Here is a 14711-nt window from a genome sequence, read left to right as displayed (position 1 = left end):
GTGATCAGAAAGAAATCTGCAACGAAAAAGTCGTTTGCCAATATGATAACGGTGATCCGGTTACATTTAATGAGCTATGTGGAGATATGGAGTTTTATAAAAGATACCTATCTGGCCTGGCGCAGGATAAATAATCCGGTTTGCAGTTCTCCATAGAGGGGAGCTACCTACAATAGCTGATAATTTAAAAACGGGTGTAATCCATAACCGGTATGAATTACACCAGAACATGTATATTTTTTACCGGACAACAATGGATTAAAATAGTAAAATAGCCACATAACAAAATCACAAAAACCATGTCACTGCACACTATCCTCGGCGCAGGCGGTATCATCGCTGATGAACTGACCGCTCAACTGGTATCGAATGGCCAACAAGTCAGGCTTGTAAGCCGTTCCCCCAAATCTGTTGCGGGTGTCACCAACCTCGTAAGCGCTGATCTGACCGATTACGCACAAACAAAAAATGCTGTACAAGGCTCCGCTGTAGTATTCCTCTTACCCGGACTGAAGTACGACAAAAAAGTGTGGGGCGAACTATGGCCGCGAATCATGACCAACGCAATCAATGCGTGCAAAGAAGCCGGCGCAAAGCTCATCTTCTTTGATAACGTATACTCCTACGGGTTAGTCAACGGCCCCATGAAGGAAGATACCCCCTACAATCCAAGTAGTAAAAAAGGAGAGATAAGGGCAAAGATCGCCACACAATTGATGGACGAAGTGAAAGCCGGCAACCTCTCCGCCAGCATCGCCCGCTCCGCAGACTTCTACGGCCCCCGCGCCGATAAAACCGGTTTCCTGAACCTCCTGATCATCGACAAATTCCGGAAAAACAGCACTGCTATGTGGCTGGGTAAAGACAATTTAACACACAGCTATACCTTTACGCCAGATGCTGCCAAAGGTCTGTATTTGCTCTCGCAAGACAACAATTCCTGGAATCAGATATGGCACTTGCCTACAAGCAACCCCGCACCCGACGGTAAAGGCTACGTAGATATAATCGCCCGCCAGATGAAGGTAAAACCACGCTACATGAAACTGGGCAGCTTTATGCTGGGGATTTCCGGCCTGTTCGATCCTACCATCAAAGAATTAGGAGAGATGCTCTACCAAAATAATTATCCCTACATTTTTGACTCCACAAAATTTGAACAGCACTTCCAGATAAAACCAACTTCCTATGAAGAAGGCATCCGTCTAACACTGGAAAGTAATAGTCTACAAAAATAGTAGAGAAATAATTTGGAAGTTAATATTTCTGTCATATCTTTGTGTCAGTTCTTTAAGTTGCTTATCAAGAAAGGAGTAGGGACATGGCCCGACGATACCTTAGCAACCTTCACTGTAGTGAAAGGTGCTGCATCCATCCTCTGTTACACAGAGGGCAGATAAGTCAGATTGTATGTTTTGCTTTAATTGTTAATTAATAGGAAACTCATCTGGCTCCCAGGTGAGTTTTTTTATTTGGGCATTTTTTTATGTTGTTATTTAGTTATTTGAAATGCGGCGAAAATTAAAATATAATTTTATCAATGTTGATCTTCGCTGCATTTCAAATAACTAAATAACAACATGAAAAAATAACCAAATCCCTTCTTGATCGGCTCTTTTCCGGATTTATTTATTTATCAAACTAAAAAACAACAGAAAATGAGCACCATCACAGAACTGATTCATGCTATTCCCGTAGACCCACAGACAGGCGCTATTGCTGTGCCCATTTATCAGACCTCTACTTTTGTGCAGGAGGCGCCCGGCGTCAACAAAGGCTATGATTATGCACGCAGCAACAACCCCACACGCGCAGCAGTGGAAAAGATCATCGCCCAACTCGAAGGCGGCGCCGCCGCTTCCGCATTCGCCAGCGGCCTTGCAGCCATCGACGCAGTAGTGAAACTCCCGAAATCCGGAGACGAAATCGTCGCAGTAGACGATATCTATGGCGGCGCTTTCCGCCTCTTCAACAAAGTATATGAGAAATTTGGTATCACCGTGAAGTATGTTGATACCTCCGATACACAGGCGGTATTCAATGCCATCACACCCGCCACACGCCTCATATGGCTGGAAACCCCCACCAACCCCACACTGAAGATCTCTGATATTGAAGCAATAGGACGCATCGCAAAAGCCAGCAACTGCCTGTTTTGTGTAGATAATACCTTCGCTTCACCCGTACTGCAACAACCCATATCATTAGGTGCAGATCTCGTAATACACAGCGCCACCAAGTATCTCGGCGGGCATAGCGATCTCATTGCCGGCGTGGTAATATCGAAAACAGAACAGCTGGGCGAAGAAATAAAATTCTATCAGAACGCCTGCGGCGCCATCCTCTCTCCATTCGATAGCTTCCTGCTGATCCGCGGCCTGGAAACCCTGCCGCTACGCATCAAGCAGCATGGCATCAACGCACAGGCCATCGCTGAATACCTCGAACAACATCCGCTGGTAGATAATGTGTATTATCCCGGCCTGCCCTCACATCCGGGACATGAACTCGCAAAGCGCCAGAGCAAAGGATTTGGCGGCATCATATCCTTTACCCTGAAGAGTGATACCGCTGCCGCTGCCACCACATTTGTAACGTCTACACACTATTTTAAACTGGCTGAAAGCCTGGGAGGCATCAAAAGCCTGCTTTGTCACCCCGCAGAAATGACCCATAAATCTATCCCCGCTGAAAGAAGAAGAGCAGGAGGGGTGAGCGATAGCCTCATCCGCTTATCGGTAGGACTGGAAGAAACCGCAGACCTGCTGGCCGACTTGGAGCAGGCATTCAACCGGCTGCCGCAGCCTGTTTTGGCAGAAAGCGCGTTATAACCATCGCCGCTACATTGTCACCCGTGGCATTCAGTATCGTTGCCAGCGGATCTACCAATGTGCCAATAATCATCAACGGAGGGAGGGCTTCTACCGGAAACGCATATACGCTCATTACCAGCATTTCACCGATATAGCCGCCGTTGGGAATACCTCCTTCCACTATACTCACAATCACAGTAATACCCAACGCCGTAAGAATGGTCTGAGGATCGTTAAAACCTTTGCCAAACATCGCAAACACCACCGCCATCTTAATAATGGAAGAAATGCTGGAGCCGTCTTTATGCAGTGTTGCGCCAAGTGGAATCACAACGTTCCCAACTGCCGGCGGAACACCCATCTTCTGCACCGCCTCCAGGTTCGCGGGAATAGTAGCAATACTGCTGCCAGTACCAACAGCCGTCAACGTAGGAATGATATTATTTCTCCAGAAAATTTTTATACCATGAACACCACCGGCAATAAAAGCATACGCACTGAACCCAACAATAAAGTACACCGTCCCGAAGCCATAATAAACACCCAGCGACTGTGCATAGGTACCGAAGAGCTCAGGCCCCACCGTGCCCACCTGGTAAGCAAAATAAGCGCCCAGCCCCACTGGCGCTGCCTTCATAATGAGGTGAAGCAGGTCCTTCATCACCTCATTACCTGAATACAAAAAACGGCGGAAGGCAGCCCCCCGCTCTCCGGAACGCAACGCTGCAAGTCCTATAAGCACTGAGAAAATAATGAACGGCAACATATTCTGCCTGGAAAGCAACTGGTAAAATTCTGTAACACTCAGCAACCGGGTAAGCTGATCGCCATAAGAACCAATGTCCTGCACATCTGCATGCATCAGCTTCACCGGCTGATGCACCGGAAAGATCCACAACGTCACAATAGTAAGAAACGCGGCAATCAGCAGCGTGCTCAGGAACACAAGCGACATCACTCCCAACACCCTCCCCAGACGTTGCCCCGCTTCAATATGCGCAATGGCAGAGGCAATGGCAAAAAACACCATCGGTATCACCGCAGTGATCAGAACATTCAAAAAAATATCACCAACAGGCTTGAGATACATAACGTGCTTGCCCAGCAACAATCCTGCAATACTGCCGCCGATAATACCACTCAATAAAAGAATAATGTGGTTGTAGTTTCTTATATGACCCATGGACACAATTTAGTAAAATAGTTTCTCGCGTAAATGTCAGAACTGTGATTTATTTGATTGGTATGATTATTATGATGGGCGAAGACTATGTAGATGATTATTAAGATAACAGATCATAATCTTCAAGATAACAGATGATAATCTTCGCTCATCATAATAATCATACCAATCAAATAAATCACAGTTCTGACAATTGCCTCGTGAACAATTTTGTTCCACATTTGTTCCAAACCAATAAAGTCTTTATGAAAAGCTTACTGCTATGTCTGTTACTCCCAACCCTGGCAACGCAGAACCGCGATTACACCATCGGCGAAGTGCTCCGCTATGCCAGGCAGCTGACCAACGACAGCGTTACCGTTAGACTCACCGGCTATGTTACCAGGAAACTGGGCGGAAATACCTATCTTTTCGAAGACCGCACCGCTGAAATAAAAATCGACATCGATACCAGGTATCTCCCCACCAAACCATTTACAGACAAAGATCCCGTCGTGATCCGCGCACTGGTGCAATATGAAATGAATAAGCCGGTCACCCTCAAGGCGAACAGACCCATATCGCTCGAAGAATAATAAACAGCTTATAATATTTTGAACAGGAAAGAGTAAATGCTCTTCATGCTGACAAGGATAACAATCACCGCTACCGCTACCATAATAGTTTTCGCAGAGATCCTGTTAGAAACCTTCGCCGCAATAGGTGAGGCTATCGCGCTACCTACAACCAACCCCAGTACTGCATCCCAGTGTACATAAGAAAGCACCGTTACAAAAGTGAGAGAACTCAGCATCGCAATGAAGAAACGCGAAGCCTTTACGGTACCCAGTGAAAAGCGGGGATGCCTGCCGCCAGCAATCAGGGATGAAAGCACAATAGATCCCCATCCGCCTCCACCAATGGCATCAATAAATCCGCCGCCAAATCCCAGTAAGCCAATACGCTTTATTTTCTTTGTATGCTTACCCTTACGCTGTGCCCGGATAGCCCGCAGCAGGATGATAGTACCTAATATCAGTGTATACAGGCTCACCACCGGTTTGGTGTACTGCGAATAATGCTCCAGTGACGACAACAAATAGGCGCCGATCACAGCGCCCGCAATACCCGGCAACAACAGCAGCTTGAACAGCTTCTTGTTCACATTACCCATACGGAAATGCATCCAGCCTGCAATAGCATTACTCAGAATCTCCGAAATATGCACTGCCGTACTGGCCGACGCCGGAGGAATCCCCATCGACAACGAAAACGTCGTAGAGGTAATACCGTAAGACATCCCGATAGCACCGTCTATCATCGCAAACACAAATCCCGCTAAAAGAAAATAATAAAAAGTAGGAGGCACATCCTCCACATAATGACGGAAACCAGGAATACGCAGCCATAACGCAGTGAGCAGAACGCCAAGCAACAACAGGCCCGATAACCAGTAAATCCACCGCCGCTTCCGGTTGGCAGGAGCGGAAATGCCTTCGGGAACCTTCCCGTTAACATATATAGTGGTTAACGCCTGATCATCAACAGATGCCGATACAGGTACGCTAGATCTTTCTTTCTCCATGATAAATGATATGTGCCAGCCTAAATTCTTCACAAAATACATAAACTCTATGAAATAAGTAGACTGTGTGGAAAAAATATAGATCAGACACATAAGAATTGATTTACCTATATTTGACATTGCGAACCAATTATCACATTCATGTTTTGGCAACTTTTCTGGACGATTGTTCTTGTATTATTAAATGGATTCTTTGTAGCGGCGGAATTTGCCATCGTAAAAGTACGTTCCTCCCAGATCAACAGTAAAGGAAGTGTAACCAGCAAAAGAGCCACAGCAGCAGCAAAAGCTGTGCTTGGGAATCTCGACGGATACCTGGCAGCAACCCAGTTAGGTATCACCCTGGCTTCACTCGGCCTGGGTTGGGTAGGCGAATCTGTAATGACAACCATCGTTATTCAGATCATGGAAGGCCTCGGCATCGCCGTGTCAACATCTGCCGTTCACGTAATAGCTGTAGCAATCGCCTTTACCATCATCACCATCCTGCACATCGTTTTCGGAGAACTGGCCCCGAAATCATTTGCTATCCGCAAACCCCTGCCAACTACCTTGGCTGTGGCCATCCCAATGCGTATCCTCTTCGTAATATTCCGGCCCTTCATCTGGATGCTCAATGGCTTCGCCAACAGCATTCTCCGCTTTATTGGCATCACGCCCGTCGGTGAAGCAGAAATACACTCCGAAGAAGAACTCAAACTCATTATCTCCGAAAGCCAGGAGGGTGGCGCTATCGAAGAAACAGAACGCGAACTGATTCAGAACGTATTCGAGTTCGACGACAGCCGCGTAAAAGAAATTCTTACCCACCGCAAGGATATTTCCGCACTGGATATGTCGCTCCCATTTGAGGCACTGGTAGACCAGGCGATTAAAGACGGATATTCACGCTACCCCGTATACAACAATTCCCTCGACGACCTGAAAGGCGTCATATACGCCAAAGACCTCGTGAAAGGTGTACACGAAGGCTCCCTGCATAATATCAAAGACATCCTCAAACCAGTGTTCTATGTGCCGGACAGCATGAAGATCAAAGATCTCCTGCGTACCTTCCAGAAACAGCGCCTCCAGCTGGCCGTAGTCACCAACGAATTCGGAGACACCGAAGGTATCGTGACCATGGAAGACATCCTCGAAGAACTGGTCGGTGATATCCAGGACGAACATGATCAGGAAGCGCCTATCGTAGAACAGAAAGACGATAATACTTTCCTCGTACACGCACATGAATACCTGGCAGATATCAACGAACTGCTGCCCGAACCATTACCTGAAAGCGAACACTACGAAACCCTCTCCGGCCTTATTAACTATAAGCATGGCAACATTCCGCGCGAAGGAGAGATGATCACCATAGAAAATTATGAAGTGCTTATTCTCAAAATGTTCAGAAGCTCTGTTGAGAAGGCGCGTTTAAAGTTGATCCGATAAAAGAGATGTTATGGAAAAGAAGATTTTACATGTAGTAGAAGGAAGAGAAAAGCATATTACCGATACAGGCGTCGTGCGCCAGCCACTGCCTTCTATGCAGTTCCGTTTTGCCAGCCCGTTTATTGTGCTGCATCATATGCCGCCAAAATATTATGTACCCGGCTCTCCGGAAGAGCGCCTGCATCCGCACCCGCACCGCGGCTTTGCTCCCGTTACATTCATGTTGCAGGGACAAGGTTTCCACCGCGACAACGCCGGTAACAGCATGACTGTCACCGCCGGCGATGTGCAATGGATGTTTGCCGGCAAAGGTATCCTGCACAGCGAAGGGCCTTCGGAAGAATTCCTGGCCAACGGCGGAGCCTATGAACTGCTGCAGCTTTGGTTCAATGTACCAGCTGCCCATAAATGGGATGCTCCTTACTACCAGTATGTGAAGAACACGCAAATGCCCGCCGTAGCTGTCTCTGAAGGTGTGCACCTGCAACTCGTAAGCGGTGATTATGAAAACAAAACCGGCGCACTGCAAAACTTCACACCCATCGTCTCCATCTGGGGCAATATCGAAAAAGGCAGCACCACTACACTAAAAACCACTCCCGGCTACTGGACATTATTGTACGTCGTAGATGGTAAGATAACCGTCAACGGAACACCGGTAGAAGGATTTCACCTGGTGATCTTTGATAAAGAAGACAACGGAGAAGACATACAAATCACCGCCGGCGAAAATACCCGCCTGCTCTATCTCTCCGCTGATCCAATCAATGAGCCGGTAGCCGCAAAAGATAATTTCGTCATGAATACCGCCGAAGAAGCCGAACAGGCAATTGCCGATTATAAAAACGGTTTGTTCGGTACACTCGAAAAATAACTATCTGGACTGTGATTAATGATGATTAGTTTGATTATTATGATGGGCGAAGATTATCATCTACATAATCTTCGCCCATCATAATAATCAAACTAATCATCATTAATCACAGTTCAGACAATAACTCGCAACAATCTTACTAAATCTGTCAAAGTCTTTATTGCCCGCTAACGTCCAGCCATCTTCGGCATAAGCCGCCAGCCTGGGATATACCAGTTTATTCATGCTGGCTTCATCAGGGATCCATTCACCCCACATCTGACAACCACTGCCCAGAATCTTCGCATGGTATTTAGGGTCCAGTCCCGCCGGAATAGGATCAAAGCTGTATGCTTTTTTTAGGGAGATAGACTCGTAGGAGTAATCCAGGTAAGTAAACTCATGGTAAGAGTTCACAATGTCGTACCCTTTGGAAACCGCATCGGTAATAAGTTTCAGGTCGCCCTTCCAGAATTGCACGATGGTGCCCGCTGCCAGTTTCTCTTTAGCAGATACATCGCCGGCATCAGTGAAGTCATGCAGCTTCGCGCCCATGATCTCGTTCCAGCCGGTCATCCTGCGATGTTTGCTGGCAAGAAAATTAGAAATATTATTGGTAAAGGCTATCTGCAGGTCGGCAGGGGAGGCGAGGTGGTGCTGCTTCATATAAGCCTGTACACCGGCATCTGCTTTCCATTGATCATACTTTACTTCATCACCACCAATATGTATCACTTTGGACGGGAAAAGATTAATCACTTCCTGCAATACATCCTGGAGGAATGTAACCACTTTCGGATCGGTAACGTTGAAAACGTCATAGTGTACGCCGAATTTTCCCGGCACCGGTATCTGCTTGTGCGTCGTGCCCAGCCAGGGATAAGAGGCAATGGCGGCGGCGCTGTGCCCCGGCATTTCTATCTCAGGGATGATGCTGATATGTCTGGCTGCTGCATAGGCAATAATGTCTTTGATTTCTTCCTGTGTATAGAAACCACTGTGAGGCTTGCCGTCAAAGGTTTTACTGTTCCAGCCGCCAATCTGGGTAGAGTCGCGGCGGCTGCCGATGGCGGTGAGCTGCGGATATTTTTTGATCTCTATGCGCCAGCCCTGGTCGTCCGTCAGATGCCAGTGGAAGGTATTCATCTTCAGGCGGGCCATCTGATCCAACAGTCGCTTCACAACGGCGCCCCCTTTGAAGTAGCGGCCCTCATCGAGCATAAAGGCTCTCCAGGCAAAGCGCGGCTTGTCTTTGATGCGCACGGCATCGATCGTATACGCGCCGCCGTTAGTGCTGATCAGCTGGCGGAGCGACTGTATGCCATAAAAGATCCCGGCAGTAGCAGGTGCCGTGATGATGATATTATCCGGCTTTACTTCCAGTAAATAACCCTCATCGCCCAGCTCTTTTTGTAGCTTTTCGTTGAGCACCAGGCGGATACTGTTGCCTTTTGACGCGGTCTGTAATGACAGGTCCAGGCCGGAAGCATCATGGATGGCCTGCTGCAGCTGACGGGCCTCTGTACTGTTCTTACCTGCAATAATAGTAGTGGCGCCGGTCAGAGTGAAGGTACCTGCGCTGGTTTTCACTTCAGCGGGTTGCGGAATGATATTGACCGCCTGCAACCGCGTAGAGGTTACAGTCAGCAGCAATAGACAGCTGCCGGCGAAGAGGGCATGTAATTTTTTCATAAATGGATTTTACTTGTTCACTGTTACGGTTACGTCGTGAAAAATACAAATAAAAATCCCCCCGTCCTATATCAGCTCAGGAATATTCCCGGAAACCGACAGGTCGGCAATCACCTCAGAATAGAAAACCGCAGGCACTTGGCCAAGTGTCAGCAGATGCTTCGCTGCGTCCTGGAAATACAGCTTGCCCAGTTTATAACAAATGCTCTCTTCACGGTAAGTAATACTCATCTCAATCACCCCTTCCAGCTGTTGCTCGTCGTCTGTTTTATGATAAGCATACGCATATCTCCCGTCGGCGCCCTCGCTGAGCCGCCAGCCGCGGACTTCCATGTGCCGGTGCAGCAACGAGCTTTCCAGCGCCACCTCTTCAAAGTCGTGCAGCTGCGTGGCATCGGCATATTCCGGCTGCAATACTGTTACACGCCTTTCCAGTTGCGGAAATACAGGCACAATGCCCCGGCTGGCAAAATGTTGCCGCCATTGCTGTAAGGTGGCTGTATCCAGGAATATCGGATGCAGGATACGTATACCCGCGCCTTCCGGAAGCTCGATCTTTTCCTGATGCTGGTTCACAAAGCTGCCATCATCCTGACAGCGGAAACAGGTGATCAGGTGGTCATCCTGATCATAGAGCGCCCATAGTAACCTGTTCGCATATACGAACAGCAGAGGGTTGTGCAGGAAGCTTTGCTGCCACTGTCGGGCTTCCCATCTGCGCTGGGTAACAAGGTAGTTCTCCAGGCGCGGCGATTGCAGCTTCACGGCCTCCGCCACATCTTTCGATATCCGCTTGATAGCATCTTTGGTAGCCTGCGAAACAACCACTGGCAAGAACTTCAGGCGGCGTTGCCGGTGATTGATGAAACCCGGTTTGAAGTGCAGGTCTATATATACATGATAAGTGTCGTTCTTTACAGAGAACGGCCAGAGCAGGCCGTGGAAGCCAAAATCAGGTACAATACGGTCGCCCAGTTCATCCACGTTCATACCGGCTTCTTCGGCGGCATATTGCATAGCAGCTACCGCTGCTGCGCCTATATTGGATTTTTTAACTTTATACCTGCGTGATAAGAATTCCAGGTAACGCAGCGACTGATTGCTGCCTTGCAGCGCCAATGCGCCAACGCCAGCCTCGGCAACCTTCATCCGCTTCATGGTGGCCCATTCCACTATATCGTCAAGAATCCGCGCTGACAACGCTTCGTCGCCCGTGAGGGCTGCAAGCGCCAGCAAGTGTTTCAACTTGGCATCACCGCCATGGGCAGAGAAAAGGGAATAGAGTTGATTGGCAAAATTAACACTGGACGACCTGTCCAGCAAGCGGAGTAAAGGTCTTGCCTCCACGTCCGTGTGCATCTCCTTGATACGCGACATCCGGTACAACAGGAAACGCATCATATCCTGTGTAAGCGGCGTCCCATCCTGCAAAAACAGTGGCGGGAGGAAATTATTGTCCAGCCATGGTTCCAGCGGCCTGGTAAGTTTGCCGCGTTTCTTCGCATAGGCCACCAGCTGATGAACAGCTTCCAGCCCTTCTACGCTGGTGATCCCGCTGCCCAATGTTTCCAGCATCATATCCCGTGCGTCATCATTCACTTCTTTATGTAAGGTCTGCTGCAGTAAAGTTCTCGCTTCCTCCGAATTCAGCCTGCACAGAATCTGCACAGCGGTAAGACGCTGCTCCGCTTTACTGTGCAGCAGTAACTCGCCGGCTTTTTCCAATGCCTGCGGGTGATCTGCCAGTATAACGGCAACGAGTGAACGAACCGACTTCAGTTTATGCAACGTGAAAACCCACAGCTGATCCAGGTACAGGGCAGAAGGTAACTGCGTGAGCAACGGTAATATATGCCGTGCATCATAGTCATTGTCCACCGCTTTCATCAGCAACGGCGCCGCCTGCTCCTGCAACAGTTGCAGCATAAACAGGAAGGCCGACGGATGCAGATAACGTCTTTCAGTTAAGTATTGATCGAGGAAGGGCAGGGCATTCAGCCTGTCCAGCTTCAGCAGCTCTTTAACAGCCAGCGCCTCCGGCGGAGGAACATCCGTATTGCCTTTGCTGTCCAGCTGTTGTTGCAGGAACGCCTGGCTGGCCATACTGCTGTTATATTCCCGGAGATACAGATAGGCTGCCTGAAGCAGGCGGCTGTTGTATTTGCCGGGCCGCTGATCACTCAGCAGGTAATAACCGGTAAACTGTGATGCATAATCAGGAACAGCGGCCAGGTGGCGCGTAGCCTGCTCCACCACCAGCTCATATTTGTCAATGTTGGTCTGCAACAGCACCCGCGACAACTCAAAATTCACAAAACCCTTCTCCGGTTGCTGCAACACCGCTTCGAGATATTCCGCCTGTTTATCCGGATGCCCTTTCGTCAGCAAACGGAAAAACAGTGAATTCCAGCTCCTGGTTTTCCAGGTGCGGAGATAGGCGTCAATGGTTTGCCATTCGGCCGATTTGATGAGGTCTTGCAGGAACTTACGCAGGGGCGTAAATTTCAGCGGAGAGAGATCAAAGTTATTGCCATCGCCGGAGTAGGAGATGAGCGCTGTGCCAATCTCTTCAGGCGTGCAGCCGCGTTGCTGCATATAACTGGTGAAATAGCTGAAACGTAATACGATGGAAGTGGAAGTGCCGGGTGCATCCATCAAAGGCGCCACATGGCGCAGAAACGCATCCCTGCATTCCTGCCACGTAAGGGCGGGTGAAAGCAGTTGCAATACCAGCCGGTCGTTGTCATCCCAGTGATCAGGTATCCGGAGCAGGGGAATGAAAACCCGCATCTGGCGCGCTGCCGCCACGTCTTCAAAAACGGGAGCAGTAATGGTATGTCCGGTAAGGAAATCTACTCCGGCCTGTAAATGCACCCTGTCGTCATCATAGTCAAAAAGATGCTGTTGTTCTTCAATCAGAGGTAGTATCGTTTCCTTAATATACGGCATAAGGTTTAAATAGAAATCTGTGCAGACATCCGCCGGAACAGGCATCTACACGAAATAAAATATCTAAATATTTAAACAGTTAGATCTCACAATAATTACAGCTACAAATTAACGGAAAAAGTTAGGGATTTTTTCATTTTGTTCCGCTGCATTTATAAATAGCAACATAACAAAATAAAAAAATCCCTAAATTCCTTTTACAATAACATCCCTTTATAAGAACCCCAGTTCCAGTTTGGCCTCTTCGCTCATCATTTCCTTGGTCCACGGCGGATCAAAAGTCAGATGCACATCCACATCCGATACCCCTTCTATACTCCTGACCTTTTCATCCACTTCGCGGATAATATCGCCGGCAACAGGGCATCCCGGTGCCGTGAGCGTCATGTCTATACCAATGCGGTTGTTCTCCTTAATCTTAATCTCGTATACCAGTCCCAGTTCCCATATATTCACAGGGATCTCCGGATCATAAACCGTCCGGAGCTGGGCTTCTATCTGTTCTCTTAATGTTGCTTCACTCATGACTGACTGATTTTTGCCTGATAGGCGATCGCATAAAGCTTCATCTGCTTGAGCATACTCAGCAACCCGTTGGAACGGGTAGGGGAGAGATGACTGCTTAAACCGATAGCGTCAATAAAATAGATCTCTGCGTCTGCAATCTCTTTCGGTGTATGGCCGCTCAACACATAAATCATCAGGCTTACCAGCCCTTTGGTGATAACGGCATCACTGTCGCCGGTGAAATACAGCTTGCCGTCTTTCAACTCGGTATGCAGCCACACGCGCGACTGACAGCCCTTAATCAGGTTGTCAGGCGTCTTGTATTCGTCGGAAATGAGCGGCAGCTCCTTGCCCAGCTGAATGATGTATTCGTACTTATCCTCCCAGCTGCCCATTACCGAAAAATCGGATATTATTTCTTCCTGTATTTCTTTGATTGACATACTTGCTTCTTCTGTTTACAGCAACATGGATGCTGCCCTTTTTACGCCCGCCACAAGCTTGTCCACTTCTTCCATCGTGTTGTAGAAAGTGAGGGACGCACGCACAGTACCGGGAATTTTGAAGAAATCCATCAGCGGCTCAGTGCAATGATGCCCCGTTCTCACCGCAATACCCTGCTGGTCGAGCAGTTCGCCCATATCAAACGGGTGAATATTGTGTACCAGGAAGGAGATCGCGCCGCTTCTGTTGGCGGCATCGCCGATGAAGCGGATGCCGTCAATGGTACGCAGGGATTCCAGCGCATATTCCTGCAACTGTTTTTCCCAGCGTTGTATTTTATCCAAACCGGTACCCTGCAGGTATTCCAGTGCAACACCCAGTCCTATGGCGCCCGCAATGTGCGGAGTGCCTGCTTCAAACTTATGGGGAAGCTCGTTATAGGTGGTCTTGGCGAAAGTAACGGTTTTGATCATCTCACCGCCGCCCTGGTAGGGAGGCAGCTTGTTGAGCCATTCAGTAGTGCCATATAAAACACCGAACCCGGTAGGGCCATATATCTTATGACTGGAAAAGGCCAGGAATTCAGGTTTCAGCGCCTGCACGTCTATACTGAGGTGCTGGATAGCCTGTGCGGCATCAATCAGTACCGGTATATTACGTTGATGCGCCAGCGTTATAATGTCTTCCACAGGGTTCACAGTACCCAGTGTATTGGAAACATAAGTAACAGCCACCATCTTCACGGTATCATCGAGCATGGCCTCATAGGCTTCCATGATCAGCTCGCCCCGTTCGTTGATAGGAATCACTTTCAAAGTAGCGCCAGACACTTCACAGGCAATCTGCCAGGGAACGATGTTGGCATGATGCTCCATCGCGGAGATAATCACGCTGTCGCCCGCCTTCAGGTAGCCACGGCTCATGGTGGTAGCCACCAGGTTGATGCTCTCCGTGGTACCTTTGGTGAAGATCACCTCGTGCTCATGCGCTGCATTGATGTAGCCGGCCACAATGCGGCGGGCTTTTTCATATGCATCGGTCGCTATCTGGCTGAGATGGTGTACGCCCCGGTGCACATTGCTGTTGTATTCCTCGTAGTAACGCGCTTCCGCGTCTATTACTACCTGTGGCTTCTGCGTGGTAGCTCCGTTGTCGAAGTATACCAGCGGTTTGCCGTGCACCTGCCGTTGCAGTATCGGAAAATCTTTCCTTACCTGCATTACATCCAGGTCAGCGGTTACTATGTTAGCAATATGTTCCATGATAAATCAG

12 protein-coding genes and 1 riboswitch are annotated in these 14711 nt (G+C 48.6%); of the genes, 5 read left to right on the top strand and 7 right to left on the bottom strand.

Annotated elements, in window-relative coordinates; genetic code table 11:
- Positions 1 to 299 precede the first annotated feature (299 nt).
- On the top strand, positions 300 to 1238 hold the full coding sequence (locus VM802_RS04825; protein ID WP_325528548.1) for an NAD-dependent epimerase/dehydratase family protein: 939 nt from the start codon (positions 300 to 302) through the stop codon (positions 1236 to 1238).
- Between the two features lie 58 nt (positions 1239 to 1296).
- Positions 1297 to 1403: riboswitch (SAM riboswitch) on the top strand.
- A gap of 255 nt (positions 1404 to 1658) precedes the next feature.
- Positions 1659 to 2831: a trans-sulfuration enzyme family protein gene (locus VM802_RS04820; protein WP_325528546.1), complete on the top strand. Its 1173-nt coding sequence runs from the start codon at positions 1659 to 1661 to the stop codon at positions 2829 to 2831.
- Here the strand turns inward: VM802_RS04820 and VM802_RS04815 are convergent.
- Positions 2788 to 3996, bottom strand: coding sequence for a dicarboxylate/amino acid:cation symporter (locus tag VM802_RS04815; RefSeq protein ID WP_325528544.1), 1209 nt, complete (start codon positions 3994 to 3996; stop codon positions 2788 to 2790). The two genes, VM802_RS04820 and VM802_RS04815, sit on opposite strands and share 44 nt — an antisense overlap.
- Positions 3997 to 4241: 245 nt before the next feature.
- Between VM802_RS04815 and VM802_RS04810 the strand changes: the two genes are divergently transcribed.
- The gene (locus tag VM802_RS04810) at positions 4242 to 4571 is read left to right on the top strand and encodes a NirD/YgiW/YdeI family stress tolerance protein (protein WP_325528542.1); all 330 of its coding nucleotides are present in this window, start codon (positions 4242 to 4244) and stop codon (positions 4569 to 4571) included.
- Between the two features lie 8 nt (positions 4572 to 4579).
- Here VM802_RS04810 and VM802_RS04805 read toward each other — a convergent pair whose 3' ends face one another.
- Positions 4580 to 5560: a sulfite exporter TauE/SafE family protein gene (locus tag VM802_RS04805; RefSeq protein ID WP_325528540.1), complete on the bottom strand. Its 981-nt coding sequence runs from the start codon at positions 5558 to 5560 to the stop codon at positions 4580 to 4582.
- 141 nt (positions 5561 to 5701) lie between these two features.
- On the opposite strand from VM802_RS04805, the gene VM802_RS04800 reads away from it, so the two are divergent.
- Positions 5702 to 6994, top strand: coding sequence for a hemolysin family protein (locus VM802_RS04800; protein WP_325528538.1), 1293 nt, complete (start codon positions 5702 to 5704; stop codon positions 6992 to 6994).
- Positions 6995 to 7004: 10 nt separating this feature from the next.
- Positions 7005 to 7868, top strand: coding sequence for a pirin family protein (locus VM802_RS04795; protein WP_325528536.1), 864 nt, complete (start codon positions 7005 to 7007; stop codon positions 7866 to 7868).
- A 102-nt stretch (positions 7869 to 7970) separates the two neighbouring features.
- Here VM802_RS04795 and VM802_RS04790 read toward each other — a convergent pair whose 3' ends face one another.
- From VM802_RS04790 to VM802_RS04770, 5 genes are all read right to left on the bottom strand, one after another.
- The gene (locus VM802_RS04790) at positions 7971 to 9539 is read right to left on the bottom strand and encodes a beta-N-acetylhexosaminidase (RefSeq protein WP_325528534.1); all 1569 of its coding nucleotides are present in this window, start codon (positions 9537 to 9539) and stop codon (positions 7971 to 7973) included.
- A gap of 66 nt (positions 9540 to 9605) precedes the next feature.
- On the bottom strand, positions 9606 to 12488 hold the full coding sequence (locus tag VM802_RS04785; protein WP_325528532.1) for a DUF4132 domain-containing protein: 2883 nt from the start codon (positions 12486 to 12488) through the stop codon (positions 9606 to 9608).
- Between the two features lie 213 nt (positions 12489 to 12701).
- Positions 12702 to 13013, bottom strand: a complete 312-nt coding sequence (locus VM802_RS04780) for a DUF59 domain-containing protein (RefSeq protein WP_325528530.1) — start codon at positions 13011 to 13013, stop codon at positions 12702 to 12704.
- Complete coding sequence (locus tag VM802_RS04775; protein ID WP_325528528.1) at positions 13010 to 13438, bottom strand: SufE family protein; 429 nt, start codon at positions 13436 to 13438, stop codon at positions 13010 to 13012. The genes VM802_RS04780 and VM802_RS04775 overlap by 4 nt, the downstream gene beginning before the upstream one ends.
- A gap of 15 nt (positions 13439 to 13453) precedes the next feature.
- Positions 13454 to 14701: an aminotransferase class V-fold PLP-dependent enzyme gene (locus VM802_RS04770; protein WP_325528525.1), complete on the bottom strand. Its 1248-nt coding sequence runs from the start codon at positions 14699 to 14701 to the stop codon at positions 13454 to 13456.
- Between the last annotated feature and the right edge of the window lie 10 nt (positions 14702 to 14711).

Source organism: Chitinophaga sp. (assembly GCF_035538455.1).
GTDB lineage: Bacteria > Bacteroidota > Bacteroidia > Chitinophagales > Chitinophagaceae > Chitinophaga.
The sequence above is the reverse complement of the archived record's forward strand: the minus strand, read 5'-3'. Positions and strand labels throughout refer to the sequence as shown.

Coding starts and splice junctions, on each gene's coding strand:
- VM802_RS04805 (WP_325528540.1), bottom strand. CDS start 5,560: ATGGAGAAAGAAAGATCTAGCGTACCTGTATCGGCATCTGTTGATGAT.
- VM802_RS04770 (WP_325528525.1), bottom strand. CDS start 14,701: ATGGAACATATTGCTAACATAGTAACCGCTGACCTGGATGTAATGCAG.
- VM802_RS04815 (WP_325528544.1), bottom strand. CDS start 3,996: ATGGGTCATATAAGAAACTACAACCACATTATTCTTTTATTGAGTGGT.
- VM802_RS04820 (WP_325528546.1), top strand. CDS start 1,659: ATGAGCACCATCACAGAACTGATTCATGCTATTCCCGTAGACCCACAG.
- VM802_RS04795 (WP_325528536.1), top strand. CDS start 7,005: ATGGAAAAGAAGATTTTACATGTAGTAGAAGGAAGAGAAAAGCATATT.
- VM802_RS04825 (WP_325528548.1), top strand. CDS start 300: ATGTCACTGCACACTATCCTCGGCGCAGGCGGTATCATCGCTGATGAA.
- VM802_RS04785 (WP_325528532.1), bottom strand. CDS start 12,488: ATGCCGTATATTAAGGAAACGATACTACCTCTGATTGAAGAACAACAG.
- VM802_RS04775 (WP_325528528.1), bottom strand. CDS start 13,438: ATGTCAATCAAAGAAATACAGGAAGAAATAATATCCGATTTTTCGGTA.
- VM802_RS04810 (WP_325528542.1), top strand. CDS start 4,242: ATGAAAAGCTTACTGCTATGTCTGTTACTCCCAACCCTGGCAACGCAG.
- VM802_RS04790 (WP_325528534.1), bottom strand. CDS start 9,539: ATGAAAAAATTACATGCCCTCTTCGCCGGCAGCTGTCTATTGCTGCTG.
- VM802_RS04780 (WP_325528530.1), bottom strand. CDS start 13,013: ATGAGTGAAGCAACATTAAGAGAACAGATAGAAGCCCAGCTCCGGACG.
- VM802_RS04800 (WP_325528538.1), top strand. CDS start 5,702: ATGTTTTGGCAACTTTTCTGGACGATTGTTCTTGTATTATTAAATGGA.